The sequence below is a fragment of the Aquimarina gracilis genome (assembly GCF_035285365.1).
GTDB classification, from domain to species: domain Bacteria; phylum Bacteroidota; class Bacteroidia; order Flavobacteriales; family Flavobacteriaceae; genus Aquimarina; species Aquimarina gracilis.
Genome location: NZ_JAYKLX010000004.1, coordinates 117,300 through 134,159 on the forward strand (window position 1 = coordinate 117,300; position 16,860 = coordinate 134,159).

General features: G+C 33.9%; 10 protein-coding genes. 8 read left to right on the forward strand and 2 right to left on the reverse strand.

Translation table 11 applies throughout. The features are described 5' to 3' along the window. Positions 1 to 139 precede the first annotated feature (139 nt). The 6 genes from U6A24_RS09150 to U6A24_RS09175 all read left to right on the forward strand — a co-directional run bounded on the left by U6A24_RS09150 (position 140) and on the right by U6A24_RS09175 (position 10,130). Positions 140 to 2,512, forward strand: a complete 2,373-nt coding sequence (locus U6A24_RS09150; RefSeq protein ID WP_324179658.1) for a spondin domain-containing protein — start codon at positions 140 to 142, stop codon at positions 2,510 to 2,512. A 204-nt stretch (positions 2,513 to 2,716) separates the two neighbouring features. Next, entirely contained in the window at positions 2,717 to 3,292 is a 576-nt protein-coding gene (locus U6A24_RS09155; RefSeq protein ID WP_324179659.1) for a TetR/AcrR family transcriptional regulator, read from the forward strand. 49 nt (positions 3,293 to 3,341) lie between these two features. Continuing rightward, the gene (locus U6A24_RS09160; RefSeq protein WP_324179660.1) at positions 3,342 to 4,124 is read left to right on the forward strand and encodes an SDR family NAD(P)-dependent oxidoreductase; all 783 of its coding nucleotides are present in this window, start codon (positions 3,342 to 3,344) and stop codon (positions 4,122 to 4,124) included. A gap of 155 nt (positions 4,125 to 4,279) precedes the next feature. Beyond that, a complete protein-coding gene (locus U6A24_RS09165) occupies positions 4,280 to 6,133 on the forward strand; it encodes a CocE/NonD family hydrolase (protein ID WP_324179661.1) in 1,854 nt (617 codons plus the stop codon). A 19-nt stretch (positions 6,134 to 6,152) separates the two neighbouring features. Continuing rightward, positions 6,153 to 8,021 (forward strand): DUF885 domain-containing protein, encoded by a 1,869-nt coding sequence (locus tag U6A24_RS09170; protein WP_324179662.1) that lies wholly within the window; start codon positions 6,153 to 6,155, stop codon positions 8,019 to 8,021. Positions 8,022 to 8,153: 132 nt separating this feature from the next. Beyond that, positions 8,154 to 10,130 carry a tetratricopeptide repeat-containing sensor histidine kinase gene (locus U6A24_RS09175; RefSeq protein WP_324179663.1) on the forward strand — a complete coding sequence of 659 codons (1,977 nt, stop codon included), beginning with the start codon at positions 8,154 to 8,156 and terminating at the stop codon, positions 10,128 to 10,130. Positions 10,131 to 10,154: 24 nt separating this feature from the next. Here the strand turns inward: U6A24_RS09175 and U6A24_RS09180 are convergent, their stop codons facing one another. Beyond that, positions 10,155 to 11,447: an HlyD family secretion protein gene (locus U6A24_RS09180; RefSeq protein ID WP_324179664.1), complete on the reverse strand. Its 1,293-nt coding sequence runs from the start codon at positions 11,445 to 11,447 to the stop codon at positions 10,155 to 10,157. Between the two features lie 39 nt (positions 11,448 to 11,486). Next, a complete protein-coding gene (locus U6A24_RS09185) occupies positions 11,487 to 13,691 on the reverse strand; it encodes a peptidase domain-containing ABC transporter (protein ID WP_324179665.1) in 2,205 nt (734 codons plus the stop codon). A 650-nt stretch (positions 13,692 to 14,341) separates the two neighbouring features. Between U6A24_RS09185 and nusG the strand changes: the two genes are divergently transcribed. Together nusG and U6A24_RS09195 are read left to right on the forward strand one after the other, a co-directional pair. Then, positions 14,342 to 14,860, forward strand: coding sequence for a transcription termination/antitermination protein NusG (nusG, locus tag U6A24_RS09190; RefSeq protein ID WP_324179666.1), 519 nt, complete (start codon positions 14,342 to 14,344; stop codon positions 14,858 to 14,860). Positions 14,861 to 14,904: 44 nt separating this feature from the next. After that, a complete protein-coding gene (locus U6A24_RS09195; protein WP_324179667.1) occupies positions 14,905 to 16,839 on the forward strand; it encodes a S41 family peptidase in 1,935 nt (644 codons plus the stop codon). Positions 16,840 to 16,860 lie beyond the last annotated feature (21 nt).

Below are 16,860 nucleotides of genomic sequence, written 5' to 3' on the forward strand. Positions count from 1 at the left end.
TTTTTTGTGTTAAATATCTGTAAATCAAATATTTAAATAACATTTTTTTAACATGTTATAGTGACTTTAGTCACCGTTTTCTCACCGTGATACACCATAGTTTTGTTTCAAATAAAATGAACAATTAAACATATGTATCATGAAAAAAATTAATCTTTATTTATTAATGGGACTATTAGCATTTGCTTCTTGTAGCGATGATGATAATGATATAGTAACCCCTCCTGATGGTGGATCAGATGGAGTAGAAAATAATGTTGTCTTTAATGAAATACGTTATCAAGGGACAGATCTTATTGAAATTCTGAATCTAGGTAATCAAGAAGCCGATTTAAGCGATTATTGGTTGTGTCTTGGGCCTGGAACTTATGAAAGAATTGGAGATTTAACTCCCGAAAGCGGAAGTACAGTAGTTCCAGCGGGGGAATATTTGGTACTATCTTATAATTTGTCCGATAGTGAAGGAGGGCTTGGATTATACTCATCAAATGAATTTACAAACGCCGAGGCAATTGTTGATTTCGTTCAATATGGTGCTGGGGATAGTACAAGAGAAAATGTTGCTGTTGCCGCAGGAATTTGGACGGCAGGAGAATTTGTACCCGTGGTTAGCGATGCAAATAATAGTATCATATTTGATGGAGAGGGCAATACAGCGGCAGACTGGGCCGAAACCACAACCGTTACTTTTGGAGAAGAAAACATGCTAACCATGCCTAACAATGATGTACGTTCTGTGGTTATAAATGAAGTCAATTATGGCGAAGATAAGTTGATCGAGTTATGGAATAATGGTACAGTAGCTGTCGATTTATCATCATATTGGCTGTGTTTAGGGCCTGGGCAATATGTACAGATTCAAAATGCTAATGTAACTAGTGGTTCTGTGAACTTGGGAGTTGGTGAGTTTTTAGTCATTAATTGGGACGAACTAAGTAATAGTGAAGGCCTGGGACTATATTCTACAAATACATTTACTAGTGCCGAGGCAATTGTCGATTTCGTTCAATGGGGTGCCGCAGGTAGTGCAAGAGAAAATGTGGCGGTAGAGGCCGGGATCTGGACAGCAGGAGAATTTGTTCCAGAAGTTAGACTACCAAGCTATAGCATTTCATATGATGGAGAAGGAGATAGGTCTACCGATTGGGGTGAAGTTGTTAACCCTACATTTGGTCAAGGTAATGCTACGACTGCAAACCTAAGAGCTTTTTCTATTACAATTAAGAATACAATTAACTTCTTAAATGTGCACACTTTTACTACTCCCGAGGGAGCAGCTAGTCCAGGGCCTTTAACTACAAATGGATCACAATATAAAGTATCATTTAAAGCGGTTCCAGGAACCAAATTTACTCCTGTAACTATGATGGGGAATAGTAATGATTGGTTTTTAGCACCAACAGATTTAAATGGGATCGATTTATTTCCAAATGGGCAAGCACTTAATAGAGTAGACATTGCAGATCAACTTTCTTTGTATGATTTAGGAACCGAAGCCGATGGAGATCCTAGTACTTTCCCGCCGGCAGGTGCAAATGTAGGCCCTGCAGATCCGGACCCTTTGGTGCGTTTGGTACCGGGGAGAGATACAGGAGATATTTATGTAACTGCGGTATTGGATTATACTAATGGCGATGGTAACTCTGCCGGTACTTTCACGCTTACAATAACTGCTATCAACGTTCCAGATGCAGCGATGCCTGCAAGTCAAGATAATGGATTTGTAGTAACCCCCGGTATTGTAGTGCTTCATGCACAACCAGAGCCATTATTTACTATTGGTCAAGAAGATAGGGGTGTAGGACTAGAAGGAATCGCCGAAGATGGTATGCCCGGAGCATTGTACGATTGGTTTACAGAGACTGGATCACAAGGAACTCCGCTTAGGTTATCTTCATCACTAACTCCATTTTCACCAGCCTTTATATATGCCTTTAATACTGAAACGGACCCATGGTTTACACAAGGAGATGCTGCCAAGGCTGCAAGTGGATTAGAAGAGATCGCAGAAGATGGTAACAGAATGGTTGCGTATAATTATTTGAAAGACTTTGGAATCCCTGTAGCACTACCTGCAGAAGACGGGCCTATTCAACCCGGTCAATCATTCACGTTTACAATACAAGTGCCAGAAGGACAAGACTATAAACTAGGTTTTGGAACCATGTTTGTAAAATCTAATGACTGGTTTGTAAGTACTAATAATGTAGGGTTAACTCTATTTAATGATGATGGAAGCCCGTTCTCTGGTACCGAAGTTAGTTCTAATACATATTTGTATGATGCAGGAACAGAAGCAGAGGAACCTGTAGGATTTGGAGCTAATCAAGTTATGAATCAAGGAGCGGATAATACGGGAGCGGCAGACGCCAATACAACCATAAGAAGAGTTTCAGAATTAGACGATGTGCAATTTGGAAAAGGAGGGATAAGCAGCTCACCCGGCGTTACTTGGTCAGGAGATCCAAGAGGAGGGTATAATCTTATAGAAATTGATATTCAAGCACAGTAATTATATCAAAATAAATAACTAATTAATCTAGTTTTAGTGATTATTACATTAGTTTGCTTTTTATCGAAGCCTTTGATTTCATGTCAAAGGCTTCTTGTTTTAACAACTATAAGAATAGCTTATTGTCTTATAGCGAATAAATGTTCATTTATTATTTTAAGTGAATAAAAATTCATTTATATTTGCATTGTTTTAATAAAGATAATGCCAAAACTGAAGGATCAAAATAAAGTAAATGCCATTCACAAAGCAACGATAGAACTTGTTACCAAGACTGGTTTTTCTGGATTAAAGATGGCAGAAGTAGCCAAAAAATCGGGTATTGCAACGGGTACGTTATATGTATATTATAAGAGCAAAGAGGAACTCATTAATGATGTGTATTTGGTTACTAAGGAAGAAATAGCAGGTGCAATTATAAATCCAGAATACTTAAAAGACACATTTTACGAAACCTTCAAAGCCATGTGGCATGGATACTTTGGTTACTGCATGCAGTACCCCGAAAAGATGCTTTTTGTGGAACAATTTATCTATAGTGGTTACATTTCTGAGGTTAATATTGCAAAGGCCGATGCACATTTTGAACCACTTGATCAATTTTTGATTCAAGGGCAACAAAATAATCATATAAAGGATATAAGTGTAGAGATTCTAAAGGCACATTTACAAGGTTCAGTTCATGAAATTGTAAAGATGCATGTAAGAGGAGATATCCAATTAGAAGAGGACGGAATGCATATATGCTTTAATATGGCATGGGATAGTATAAAAACATAATTTTTTTTAACATTTAAATGAATAAATATTCACTAAAACAATTTTTGAAATGAAAAAGACTGCTTTAATTACGGGTGCTTCTGGGGGAATAGGACTGGAACTTGCAAAAGTACATGCTTCAAAAGGAGATAATCTTGTTTTAATAGCAAGAAATGAGGCCAAATTAAAAGAGCTTAAATCCGAGTTGGAAAAGGATTATGATATAGAAGTATTTGTTATTGCAAAAGATCTTTCAATTCCCAATGCTGCACAAGATGTCTATAATGAAACCACTCAAAAAGGAATTCAGGTTGATTTTTTAATAAATAATGCAGGTTTTGGTGATTTTGGAATGTTCTATGAAACCGATTGGGAGAAAGAGCATAAAATGATCGAACTTAATATTACAGCACTCACACAATTTACAAAGCTATACCTACAGGATATGGTAAAGCGTAATAGTGGTAAAATCATGAATGTTGCATCAACCGCGGCTTTCCAACCTGGGCCAACAATGGCAATTTATTATGCAACCAAATCATATGTTTTACATTTTTCAGAAGCTATTGCCAATGAACTTAAAGACAAAAATATTACAGTTACTGCGCTATGTCCCGGAGCCACCGAGAGCGGTTTTCAAGCTGTGGCAGAAATGGAAGAAAGTAAATTGGTAAAAGGGAAAAAGCTTCCATCATCAAAAGTAGTGGCAGAATACGGATATAAAGCCATGATGAAGGGAAAAACGGTAGCAATTCATGGGTTTATGAATGCCGTTCTTGCTAATTCTGTACGTTTTATGCCAAGAAAAATGGTTACTGCTATAACCAGAAGTGTTCAAGATAGAGCAAAATAATTTTTTAGATTTTTGATTGATAGAATAGCCTGATAAGGAAACTTTACTTGTCAGGCTTTTTTATAAAGGTACTTTGTTGTTGTTAAAGTCTCCTTAAAACTATCATGCTCACAATTGCATTTTTTTATCTTCCGCGATAAACTAACTAAACACCAATGCGATTAATTAAATTAGCACTTTTTAAAAGTGTATTTCTGCTATTTATTGTATCTGGAATAGCTCAAGATAGTATTCCGTATAATGTAAAAGATCACTATACAAAAAAAGAGGTTGATATTGTAATGCGAGATGGAATAAAACTGCACACAACAATATATTCTCCAAAAGATACTTCAAGACAATATCCCATTTTAATGAAACGTACGCCTTATAGTTCTATACCATATGGAGAAGATCAGTTTCCATCTAAAATAAGTCCTAACGAATTTTTGATGAAAGAAGGAAATATTATTGTTTATCAGGATGTTCGCGGACGATGGATGAGTGAAGGAGTTTATGATAATATGCGAGCCTATATCCCCAATAAAAAAGGAAAACAATTTGATGAAGCCAGTGATACTTATGACACCATAGATTGGTTGGTTAAAAATGTCTCAAATAACAATGGAAAAGTTGGGATTTGGGGAATCTCTTATCCAGGGTTTTACGCTACCTATTCTTTATTGGATTCGCATCCAGCATTAAAAGCTGTTTCTCCTCAGGCATGTATTGGAGATTTTTTCTTTGATGATTTCCATCACAATGGGGCATATTTGTTGAGCTATTGGCGAGTTACTGCTTTGTTTGGTCATGAAAAAACGGAACCAACAAATGAAGCATGGTATACGTTTACAGATTTGCCTACAGAGGATCAATATCAATTCTTTTTAGATGTTGGACCACTAAAAAACTTAGATAAGTATTATAAAGAAGATAATGTATTCTGGACTCAGTTGAAAGAACACCCTAACTATGACGATTTTTGGCAGAAAAGAGGTATAATTCAGCACCTTAAAGATATTAAACCGGCAGTAATGGTTGTAGGAGGTCTATTTGATGCAGAGGATTTATACGGGCCCTTTGAAACGTATGAAAAAATAGAGAACCGAAGCAAAAACTATAATATTATGGTTTTTGGCCCATGGAGTCATGGAGATTGGGCGCGTAATAAAGGGCGCCAAGCGATAGGTAATGTATATTTTGGAGACGATATTTCTGAAAAATATCAAAAAAATATAGAAACTAAGTTTTTTAATCATTTTCTTAAAAAAGAAGGGGACGGAAATACAGGGTTGCCTGAAATTCAAATATTCGATACAGGTGAAAAGAAATGGGATTCTTTCGAAAATTGGCCTCCAGAAAATACCGAAAAGAAAGTGTTTTATCTATCTGGGGCAGAGAATTTATCAGAAAAAGCAGAGGATGGATTTTCTGAATTTGTAAGTGACCCCAAAAAACCTGTTCCCTATTCTGAAGATATCAAAGTTGTATTTACTCCAAGAAAGTACATGACAGATGATCAAAGGTTCGCTGCCAGGCGACCAGATGTTTTGGTTTTCGAAACGTCTATTCTGGATGAGGATGTTACATTGTCGGGAGAAATATTAGCAAAGCTAAAAGTAGCAACGTCTGGTACCGATGCAGATTGGATTGTAAAATTGATCGATGTATTTCCAGGAGATACCGAAGACACCAAGGAAACTCAAGAGTATCTGAAAATGAGTAATTACCATATGATGGTACGAAGTGAAGTGATGCGAGGGCGTTTTAGAAATGATTTTTCAAAACCAGAACCTTTTATACCAAACAAAAAAACAGCTGTAAATATTAAATTACAAGATATTCACCATACGTTTAAGAAAGGACATAAAATCCAGATTCAGGTACAAAGTACATGGTTTCCACTTATAGATTTAAATCCTCAGACCTACGTTCCGAATATTTTTAAAGCAGAAGAATCTCATTTTACAAAAGAAACACATAAAGTGTATTATGACTCTGCAATCGAAGTCAATATTTTAAACAAATAATTCTTAACGCTAATTAATTATGATATATAAAGTAAAAGTAAATATTCTACTAGTGACCCTGGTCTTTGCAGTACTTGGCTGTAAGCAAAAAGAAGGTACGGTAGAAAATACTGCTGATGTAGCAAAGGCTATTGAGGAAAATTCTGAAAAATTAAATAGATGGTTTGAAGCCCAATTTCAAGAAGAAACGAAAAAATCTCCCATGATGCAAACCTATTTGGGGATCAAAACCAAGGATTATGGCAAGTGGGATGATATCTCTTCCAAAAGAGAAGTAAAGGATCTGGAAAGAACAAAAGAACGCCTTACTTATTTAAAGGATTCAGTAGATGTATCAAAATTAGATAAGGCTACGGCTTTAAGTTATACATTGATGAAACAAGATCTTGAAAATGAGATTGAAGATTTTCAATATCGTTTTTATAATTACCCAGTGAACCAAATGGGAGGCTTACAGGCACAAATACCAGCCTTTATGATTAATATGCATAGAGTTTCAGATAAAAGTGATGCAAAGGCTTATGTTTCAAGATTAAATGGGATTGATGATTTATTTGCTCAATTAATAGATAATATTAAAATAAGAGAAAAAAATAGTATTCTTCCTCCCAAGTTTGTGTTTGCAAAGGTTTTAGACGATAGCCGAAATATTATTACCGGAAAACCATTTGATAACTCTAATGAAGAAAGTACTTTATTAGCCGATTTCAAGGAAAAGGTTTTGGCATTAAAACTTTCTGAAGAAGAAACTAATCAACTTATTGAGGATGCTAATAAAGCATTGCTGGAAAGTGTAAAACCAGCATACGAAAATCTTATAACGCTGCTCGAAGGTCAGCAACAAAGAGCTACAACCGATGATGGTTGCTGGAAATTTCCCAAGGGAGATGCATTTTTCAATAATGCCTTAAAAAGAACCACTACAACCAATATGACTGCAGACCAAATTCATGAACTTGGTCTAAAAGAAGTTGAACGTATTCATGGGGAAATGGGGGAGATTATGAAAAAGGTTGAGTATAAAGGAACATTGCAAGACTTTTTTAAGTATATGAAAGAAGACGAGCAATTTTATTTTCCGAATGATGAAAAAGGAAAAGCAGAATATTTGAAACAAGCTGTAGGATTGATTGATAGTATGAAATCAAGACTAGACGAGTTGTTTATTACTAAGCCAAAAGCTGATATTATTGTAAAAGCAGTAGAACCTTTTAGAGAGAAAAGTGCGGGGAAAGCCTTTTACCAACAAGGCACCCCAGATGGCTCTAGACCCGGTAGGTATTATGCCAATTTGTATGACATGAAAGCAATGCCAAAATATCAAATGGAAGCTTTAGCTTATCATGAAGGAATCCCAGGACATCATATGCAAAGGTCTATAGCATTGGAGTTAAAAAATATCCCAAAATTCAGGAAATTTGGTCGCTATACTGCCTATACCGAAGGATGGGGACTCTATACAGAATTATTACCAAAAGATATTGGATTCTACAATGATCCCTATTCAGATTTTGGTAGATTAGCAATGGAACTCTGGAGAGCCTGTAGGTTGGTTGTAGATACAGGTATTCATGCAAAAAAATGGACAAGAGAACAAGGCATAAAATATTATACAGATAATACACCGAATGCCGAAAGTGATGCTATCAAAATGGTAGAACGCCATATCGTAATGCCAAGTCAAGCTACCGCCTATAAAATTGGGATGATCAAGATTCTTGAATTACGTGAAAATGCAAAAAAAGAACTTGGCGATCAATTTGATATTAGAGAATTTCATGATGTAGTGCTTACCAATGGACCGGTACCCTTAAATGTATTAGAAGATTTGATAGCAGATTGGGTAACTTCAAAAAAGGAAAATTCTAATGATAAAAAGGATTCGTGAAATAAATATTTTTTGCGTTAAAACCATAAATAATTGTAAGAAAATAGCTTCAAAATAATATTTAATTGATTTTTTTGTGTATTTTGTGGAATAAATATGCTTTTTGTCATATTTAACCCCAAAATAAACAAAATGAATAAGTACAGCTTAACCTACTTACTAATCTTTTTGGTAGGCATCCCGATTTTTGCGCAAAATCAGGTATCGGGTGTAGACCTTTCGAAAATAAAAAAACCAAAAGATTCTGTATTGTTTAATACAGCAGTTAGTGATTTACAAGGATTCGTTACCGAACAGCAATTTGATCGAGGTCAAGAGTTGACCGATCAGCTTATTAGAATAGGCAAAAAAATCAAGTACACAAGGGGATTAGGCCTTGTGTTTGAACAACAAGGACTTATAAATGACGCACTTTTAAGAAATATTGAGGCCGATAGGAGTTTTCAAAAATCCATTGAATATTTTAAAAAAATCAATGATTTAGATGGATTGGCAAGAGTATATAATGATAAATACATTATTGAAAAGAATAAAGGAAATATTGAAAAAGCTGCTAACTATCTATTGGAAGCAAAATTAAATAGAGAAAAACTAAAGGATAGTGTGGGGTTATCTGGAGTTTACAACAATCTGGCAATTATTTATAAAGACTTAAAGGATATAAAGAATTCTGAAGAATATTATCTGAAAGCCATTACCCTAAGAAAGCATCTCAAAATGGCTGGTGTGGGTATGATAATGAACAATTTGGCGTTGTTGTATACTGAAAATCGAGATTTATCAAAGGCACAAGATTTATTGAAAAAAGCTTTGATAATTAACAAGAATGAGGATGATTTACGACATATAGCACAATCGTATAGTATTATGGCCAAAGCGGCCATGTATGGGAATGAGTTTGATAAGGCTAAAAAATATTATGATACCACACAATGTGTTGGAAGTCAGACTAATTTTAAGCTTTTGGTAACTAATGCAAAACAACAATTAGGAATCATAGCTCTGAAAGAGGGAGACTATAATAAAGCCCAAAAGTTGTTTAATACTGCCAGAGAGGATTTAATTAAGTCCAATGTAACTTCTTTAATACTAAAGAATTATAAATATTCTTTCAAATTAGATTCAACTCGAGGAGATCTCTTGAGTGCTTTAGGGTGGCAAAAAAAGTATCAGGAACTTTCAGATAAAAGAAAGTATAATAAAGCGGCTTTAGAAGTTGAGAGAACTAAATCGAGGTATGAAGCAGAATTAAAACAATTAAAATTAATTGAAGAGCAAGAAGAAAGAGAAAGAGAAACGGCTGCCGAATTATTTAGATATCGCTTAATCTCTTACATTTCAATAGCTGCTGTTTTGATTATTCTAACATTTTTGGTGCTTATCATTAGAACACGTAATGAAAGAAAAAGGCTTATAGCAAAACTTGATAATTCTAACGAGGTAAAAAATAAGTTGTTTTCTATAATTTCACACGACTTGAAAAATGAAATCAATGGTCTGGAAGGAACGCTTAATCTTTTGAAAGAAAACTCTATTTCTGAAAAAGAATTTAGAGAAATTGTTCCACTACTGGCAAATGGTACACACCAAACATCGATTCTTTTACACAATTTGTTAAATTGGTCGAAGTCACAGCTTAAGGAATTAAATGCGAATCCAACTTCATTTGATATTTCTGAAGTAATCCATAGTAAATTTACTTTTTTTCAAAATAAGGCAGATCAAAAAGGAGTTAAACTAATCAATGAGCTCAATCCAACAGTTATCTTTGCCGATAGAGATATGTTTGCCATAGTTGCACAAAACTTGATCGCTAATGCTATCAAATTTTGTAACCCAGGAGATTCGATCGCACTTCTTTCAGAAGAAAAAGAAGATAAGTTCGAAATAAGTTTTAAAGATACAGGTATCGGCATCAATCCGGACCATATTCATAAACTATTTGCAGAAGATACCTTTACTACGCCGGGAACACAAAATGAGACAGGAACGGGTCTTGGGCTTAGAATCTGCAAAGAGTTAATAGAACTTAATAAAGGAGAAATTAAAGTAGAAAGTTCTCCTGGTGGTGGAAGTACTTTCTGCATTTATTTACCAAAAGCGGCATAATAAAGTCAATAGAGAAAAAGTATACTATTTATCCATTAAATTTCTAAATTGATAGAAGAAACGCTCTATTAACCTCAAATCTTCGGTAACAATTTCTACCACACCTCTCATTTCTTGTTTGAAAGGTATTTCTTTGTTATACGTTGTTATTAGTTTTTCGGGTAAAGAAACATCAATCAGATATAGCCCGTTTTTATCTGGTAAAAGAGAAATATGCTTTACTTTTCCTTTTAGCGTTCCAAATTCATTATCAGGAAAATTTTCTAGCCTAATATTGGCGGTTTGACCAATTTTGATCTTTCCAGAATTTTGTGATGGGGCTTTGATTTTCGCCAAATACGAAGAGGCTTCAGAAGGTATAATGATAAAAACAAGATCTCCTGCAGTTACGGTTTGGTTTTGAGTCCAAAAATTAAGGAACGATACACGACCTTCTATATCAGATTTTAATACGTACTGAAGTTCCCAGTCTTTAATACTCTTTTTTAATTGATCAAAAGATTGAAGTACCTTTTTACGAAGATTAACTTCTTCTTTTTGTTGGTTTATTTCGGTTCCCCTAGAGGTCTTTGTTGCGGCACTTATACTTTCATTAATTTGAGACAATTGAACATTATTACTTTCATAATTGCGCTCTGCCTGTAAAAGGTCTATTTTTTTATTTTCAAATTCTTGAGCAGAAATTACTCCTTTTTCGAAAAGGTTTTGTTGCCGCTCAAAATCTTTCCTTTTGAAATTTAACTCGGTTTGTGCTATTCTTTTTTGTCCCTTTAGGCTTTCATATCTCCTATATAATTCAGATAATGAGATCTGGTTTGCCATGGCCTCATTAGAGAAAGGGCGAAGTTCTTTATTTAGTAAATATTCAGAATAACTGTTCTCAAAAATTGCAAAACTCGTTTCGATATCTCCCAAAAATAATACAGGAAGATCATTAATCGGGAAATTAAATGATCGGCTATTTATGGATATAGTATCAATAATGGATTTAAGCGCAAATACATCTTGATAATTTGCGGTACTTCTTAAGATGGCCAAAGGGGTGCCTTCGGGAACAATTTGCCCATCTTCAACTAGTATTGATTCAATCTTGCCACTTACTTTGGCATATTCCTTTTGAGGGGGGATTTGTGTGGTGATAATAGCTTCTGCAGGGATAACATCGGGATATTTTATAAGCCATGATAAAAACAATAAAAGTATCACCAAAAAGAGAATAAACAGATTGCCCCATCTTATCATCCAATGCGGGACCCGGGTAAGAATTTCCTGAACTTCTTCACTTCGTAATTGTATATCGTCTAAAGTATCTGGCATAGTCTAAAAATAGTTATAAATTCTCAATCTTGGATGGTATTACTTCCCAAGTTCTAGTTGATTTTTTACAAGGTTGTAGTAGCTACCTTTCTTTTTGATTAATTCTGCGTGATTACCCACTTCAATAATTTTACCTTTGTCCAAAACCACAATTTGATGCGCATTTTTTACAGTACTTAATCGATGTGCAATTACCATTACCGTTTTATTTTTGAAAAAGGTATCTAATTTTTCCATAATAACCTTTTCGTTATTTGCATCTAGAGCCGAAGTAGCTTCGTCAAAGAATAAAAACTTTGGATTTTTATATACGGATCTTGCAATAAATAAACGTTGTTTTTGACCGGTACTTAATCCCACGCCTTCCATTCCTATTTTGGTGTTATAGGATAGTGGAAGAGATTCAATAAACTCTTTTATATTTGCCACATCTACTGCGTGTGCCAATTTCTTTTTATCAACATAATCCTCTCCAACTGCAATATTATTGGCAATAGTATCATTAAAAATATAGCCTTCTTGCATCACAACACCAAAATGGTCCCTCCAAGCTCGTTGCGAAACATTTTGTAAATCATGGGAACCAATAAATATTTGACCTTCGCCAGGTTCGTAAAACTTTAGGAGTAGTTTCATTAGTGTCGTTTTTCCACTCCCGCTTACCCCAACAACTGCTGTAATTTTGTTGGCCGGGATGGTCAAATTTAAGTCTTCTAAAACATGCTTGTCTGATCCTACATACCTAAATGCTAAATCCTTGATAGAAAAACCAGAATCTTCTGGGATTTCCTTTATTTTTTCATCTCCGGCAAGTTCTTCGTCTTCTTTATTGTGTATTTCGCCTAAACGTTCTAATGAGATTTGTGCATCTTGTAGTTCTCTTAAGAAATTAATCAATTGAGAAATAGGTGCATTAAGTTGCCCCACGATTGCTGTAATGGCAAGCATCATACCTAAAGTGATGTCTCCATCAATAACAAGCTTTGCAGAAAAAACAGTAATTATGATATTTTTAAGTTCATTAATAAAAGAAGATCCTACACTTTGGTATTGTTCTAGGGCAAGATTTTCTATGGATATTTTAAACAATTTTGCTTGGACAAACTCCCAGTTCCAACGCTTCCTTTTTTCGGCATTATGAAGTTTGATTTCCTGCATACCATTTACAAGTTCGATTACTTTACTTTGTTCTTCACTTATTTGCGAAAAACGTTTGTAGTCAAGTTTTTTCCTCTTTTTGAAGAAGATAAGTATCCAGGCAAAATAAATGGTGCTTCCTACAGCAAAGATTCCAAATATGGGGATGCTATAGTAAATTAAGACGATACTGAATACAATAAGATTTACCATAGAGAAAAGAACATTTAACGAGGACATGGTTAAGATTTGTTCTATTCTTTTATGGTCATTGATTCGTTGTAATAAATCTCCTGTCATTTTTACGTCAAAATAGGAGATAGGTAGGTTCATTAATTTTATGAAGAAATCTGAAATTAATGAAATATTTATTCGTGTACTTAAATGAAGTAAAATCCAACTTCTAAGTACTTCAATAAGTGTTCTTCCAATAAATAAGGATAGCATAGCTATTAAAACAAGATAAATAAAATCTATATCTTGGTTTTTAATACCAACATCGACAATACTTTGTGTTAAGAAAGGAGTGATAAGCTGAAGCAAGCTTCCTGCGGCGAGACCTAATATAAGTTGAAATAGAAACGCTTTATACTTTAGAACGTACTTTGATATAAATTTGAATCCAAATTTTTCTTCTTCCTCGTCAAAATTATCACTATAAAAGTTTGGAGTAGGTTCTACTAATAGTGCGACTCCTTCTTCGGTATTTTCGTCGGCATTATTTCCTATCCAGGCTTTTATAAACTCTTCTTTGGTATATGTAATGAGGCCATGAGCAGGGTCTGAAACATAAATGGTCTTCCCTCCTTTTCGAGTAGTTTTGATTTTATAAACAACTACATAATGTACTTTGTTCCAGTGAACGATACAAGGCAGCGGAACTTCGTCTAACTTATTTAATGAAAGCTTTACTCCGAGCGATCTGAAACCAATTTCTTCAACCGCATCACTTAGCCCCAAAAGAGAACTACCTTCTCTTGTAGTTTCACTGAGCGTTCTAAGTTTTTGAACGTTTAGGACTCTTCCGTAATGTTTGGCAATAATTTTTATACAAGTTGGTCCGCAATCTTTAGATTCAGCTTGTTTGTAAAACGGAAACTTTGGCATTAAATATTCTAAATTAAGTTGTTTTTTGTGTAAAATGAACCTACTTCTAATTTGTAAGATCTTCTACAAAGAAAAGTAATTCTTTTATATTATACTCTATGTAAACCTAGAATAGAACATTCAATAATATCTTGAAGTATGTATAATGATCTAAAAGAAGTATTAGGACTACTAGAAAATCTTTGGTTAAACATGTGAAAAAGATCCTTTTTTTATTGCGGACCTTTATATCAAAATTAACTACAACGTTTTCGTGTTGATATCTTTTTTGACTAGCTGTTTTTTTTTCTTTAGCTTACTTTTTAGTGGTAGTTACTGATATTCATTGGGTTATATTTTTTGTAATGCATCCATACATGAATTAACCGTATAATTTTTATGGTTTTACCTCGTGTTATGGTATCGATATTCTTCTATATTTGTTAATGCTGTTTAGAATTCCTCACATTTTTATATGTGTATCTTTTAGGGAAACAAGGTAAATTTTTAAACAGAAACGCTAATTTTTATTGCCTACCTCACATAAAAATTATATAGCCAGATTTTACATAGATTTTTATTCGATATCTAATCTATGGGAGTCAGGGAAGCGAAGCTATATAATCTATTCAACACAGATCTAATTATTAAGTAATTAATTTAGGAAATTTATGACTAAATCACTTGTCAGTGGTTGGTATGTCTTGTATGTCCAATCCCGTCAGGAAAAAAAGGCTCAAAGATTATTGAAAGAAAAGGGTTTTGATACTTTTTTACCTTTGGTGAAAAAAATAAGAAATTGGAGTGATCGTAAGGCTACAATTGAAACACCTTTATTTCCTTCTTACCTATTTGTCTATATATCTTCTGATAAGAATTTCTATCAAGCATTATCTTTAAATGAGGTCTGTGCATTTATCAAATTTGGCAATCAATATGCCAGGGTTACCGAAGAAGAAGTTAAGGATATTAAAAGTATTATAAGCACACCTAATATTGATGATGTCTATATCGACAATCAAACGGTAACTTATGGAACGAAAATGTCTATTAAAACTGGACCTTTAAAAGGAATGAACTGTGAGGTCATTGATTGTAACAACAACAACAATAAAATAAGGGTGCGAATAGAGTCTCTTCGGCAAGATGTTATTGTGCAATTAAAAGAAAAGGATTTAAAAATCAATTAATCTGTTCAATCAATATGACTATTCAAATAAAAACTCACACTTTTTTGAACCAACTTGTTTTTCTGGTATTGATTTTCTGCCTAGTAACCATAGATATATTTGGTCAATGGAGTATTACGACCAGGGAGAGGAAGTTAATAAATAAACACAACTTGTTAGAAGGCTTTTCAGAAGAAGATTATAGGAAAGGTTATGTTTTTTTTGGACCTACACAGAGCCCTAAAGAGGATGTGATTGATAGGGGGATTTCTATATTAAATGATACGCCTCAGGTTTTTAATATTTCTGGGAGAGAGATTAAAGGTTGGGTAAGAGATTTTGAAACTCCTGTCCGTTTATCAAAACATAGTTCATTTGTATATACTAATCTTTTTGTGTCGAATATCAAGAGTTATTCTTTGCACCTACAAGATACCGATGGCAATTGGTACAATCACATAGTCAAAGTCAAACATCAAAAGTACCAGGTGCCTTTAGAAATTTCTATTTCTAAATTTAGAAATATCGAGGGTATCGAAGATCAAGAACAAGAACAAGAAGACTCTTTGGATATATCTCGAATTGTAATTGCAAAAGAGCAAATAAAAAAAGAAGACCCTTTTAAATTTGTAGTTGCTCAATTAAGTTTTTATGACCATGAGATTTCTGAAATTCCTGCAAAAGGCTTTTTTTTTCATGAACTTACAAAGGATAGTGTGAATCATCAAATCTCTTACTCGGTCGAGGATTTTGGGAATAGTTATCCGTTATTGGACTTTACAATTTTTCGCAATTTTTCGTCAAATAGTTTTTGGTTTAAACCCAATAATTATTCAGATGATAAGGCGCTTAAAGGTCAGGTGTTGAGTCTCTTGTCAACTATCATTAATAAGTATCCTTTTTATCAAGAACATAACATAGATAAAGAATTTATCCACAATGAATTAAATGAAATATTAAAATCCAAAAGATCTTTTGACTCAAAATTAAATAGCATATCAGAGCTTGTTAACTTACTTTCTGATGGTCATTTTTATTTACAACAGCATAAAACAAAAAGAAAGTCCGGGCCCGTATTTGCAAAAGAGATAGGGGGGCAAATTCAAGTTGTAAGTGTTTTTAACAATGAGTTACACGATAAAATCCCTCTGGGTTCTATAATTACAAAGGTAGATGGGGTTAATGTCGATTCCTATTTGAAAAACTTAAACATAAGACTTTATGGTAAAGAAGAAGATAAAAGGATGCAACTAGTCTCTAAAATGCTTTATAAAACTTCTCAGGATTCAACAACCTTAACCTTTAAAAATGCAGGAAAAGAAAAAAGTATAACTTATAGGTACGATAAAAAATTACGTGTATCTAAAAACTTCAGACCAATTCATGCACAGTTTAGAGAATATGATGATTGGAGTTATTTTCGTCTTAATAGTTTTAGGGTGGGGGATTGGATTCGGTTTTTTAATAATAAGCCAAAACTAGAGAAATCAGATGGGATTATTTTTGATCTAAGAGGTAATCCCGGTGGTGCAGAAGTTGAGGCTTTTAGAATTCTATCATGTTTTCTTAAGAAACCTATTGCTGCTACTCATAACACTTATGAGTTTAATAGTTCTAAAACTATTTCGGCATCAAATGTTATACTACCCAATAAGTACTTGGATTTGTCAAACTTAAAAATAGTGATATTGGTAGATAAAAAAACGGCTTGTGCTTCAGAGATATTTACCTCACTATTAAAACAATATTCCAATACAACTATAATTGGCGCAGAAAAAACCTCAGGAGCTTATGCAAGCGGTGATTACTTTCACCTTCCTTTTAACTTAGTGTTGAAAAACAATATTTTGAATAAGTTTTATGCCCCCGGAAGTGATAGCGCTATAGAATATAATGGTATAGAGCCCGATATCTATGTCCCTATATTTACTTACAAAGACTTATTTCCATATGAGGATAAAGTGCTTAACACGGCTTTAAAGTTTCAAAAGCACTTATAGTTCTTAATTACCAAAAAGACA

Excerpts from the sequence above, each read along its gene's own strand:
- U6A24_RS09165 (WP_324179661.1), top strand. The coding sequence starts at position 4,280 with ATGCGATTAATTAAATTAGCACTTTTTAAAAGTGTATTTCTGCTATTT.
- U6A24_RS09150 (WP_324179658.1), top strand. The coding sequence starts at position 140 with ATGAAAAAAATTAATCTTTATTTATTAATGGGACTATTAGCATTTGCT.
- U6A24_RS09175 (WP_324179663.1), top strand. The coding sequence starts at position 8,154 with ATGAATAAGTACAGCTTAACCTACTTACTAATCTTTTTGGTAGGCATC.
- U6A24_RS09160 (WP_324179660.1), top strand. The coding sequence starts at position 3,342 with ATGAAAAAGACTGCTTTAATTACGGGTGCTTCTGGGGGAATAGGACTG.
- U6A24_RS09155 (WP_324179659.1), top strand. The coding sequence starts at position 2,717 with ATGCCAAAACTGAAGGATCAAAATAAAGTAAATGCCATTCACAAAGCA.
- nusG (WP_324179666.1), top strand. The coding sequence starts at position 14,342 with ATGACTAAATCACTTGTCAGTGGTTGGTATGTCTTGTATGTCCAATCC.
- U6A24_RS09185 (WP_324179665.1), bottom strand. The coding sequence starts at position 13,691 with ATGCCAAAGTTTCCGTTTTACAAACAAGCTGAATCTAAAGATTGCGGA.
- U6A24_RS09180 (WP_324179664.1), bottom strand. The coding sequence starts at position 11,447 with ATGCCAGATACTTTAGACGATATACAATTACGAAGTGAAGAAGTTCAG.
- U6A24_RS09170 (WP_324179662.1), top strand. The coding sequence starts at position 6,153 with ATGATATATAAAGTAAAAGTAAATATTCTACTAGTGACCCTGGTCTTT.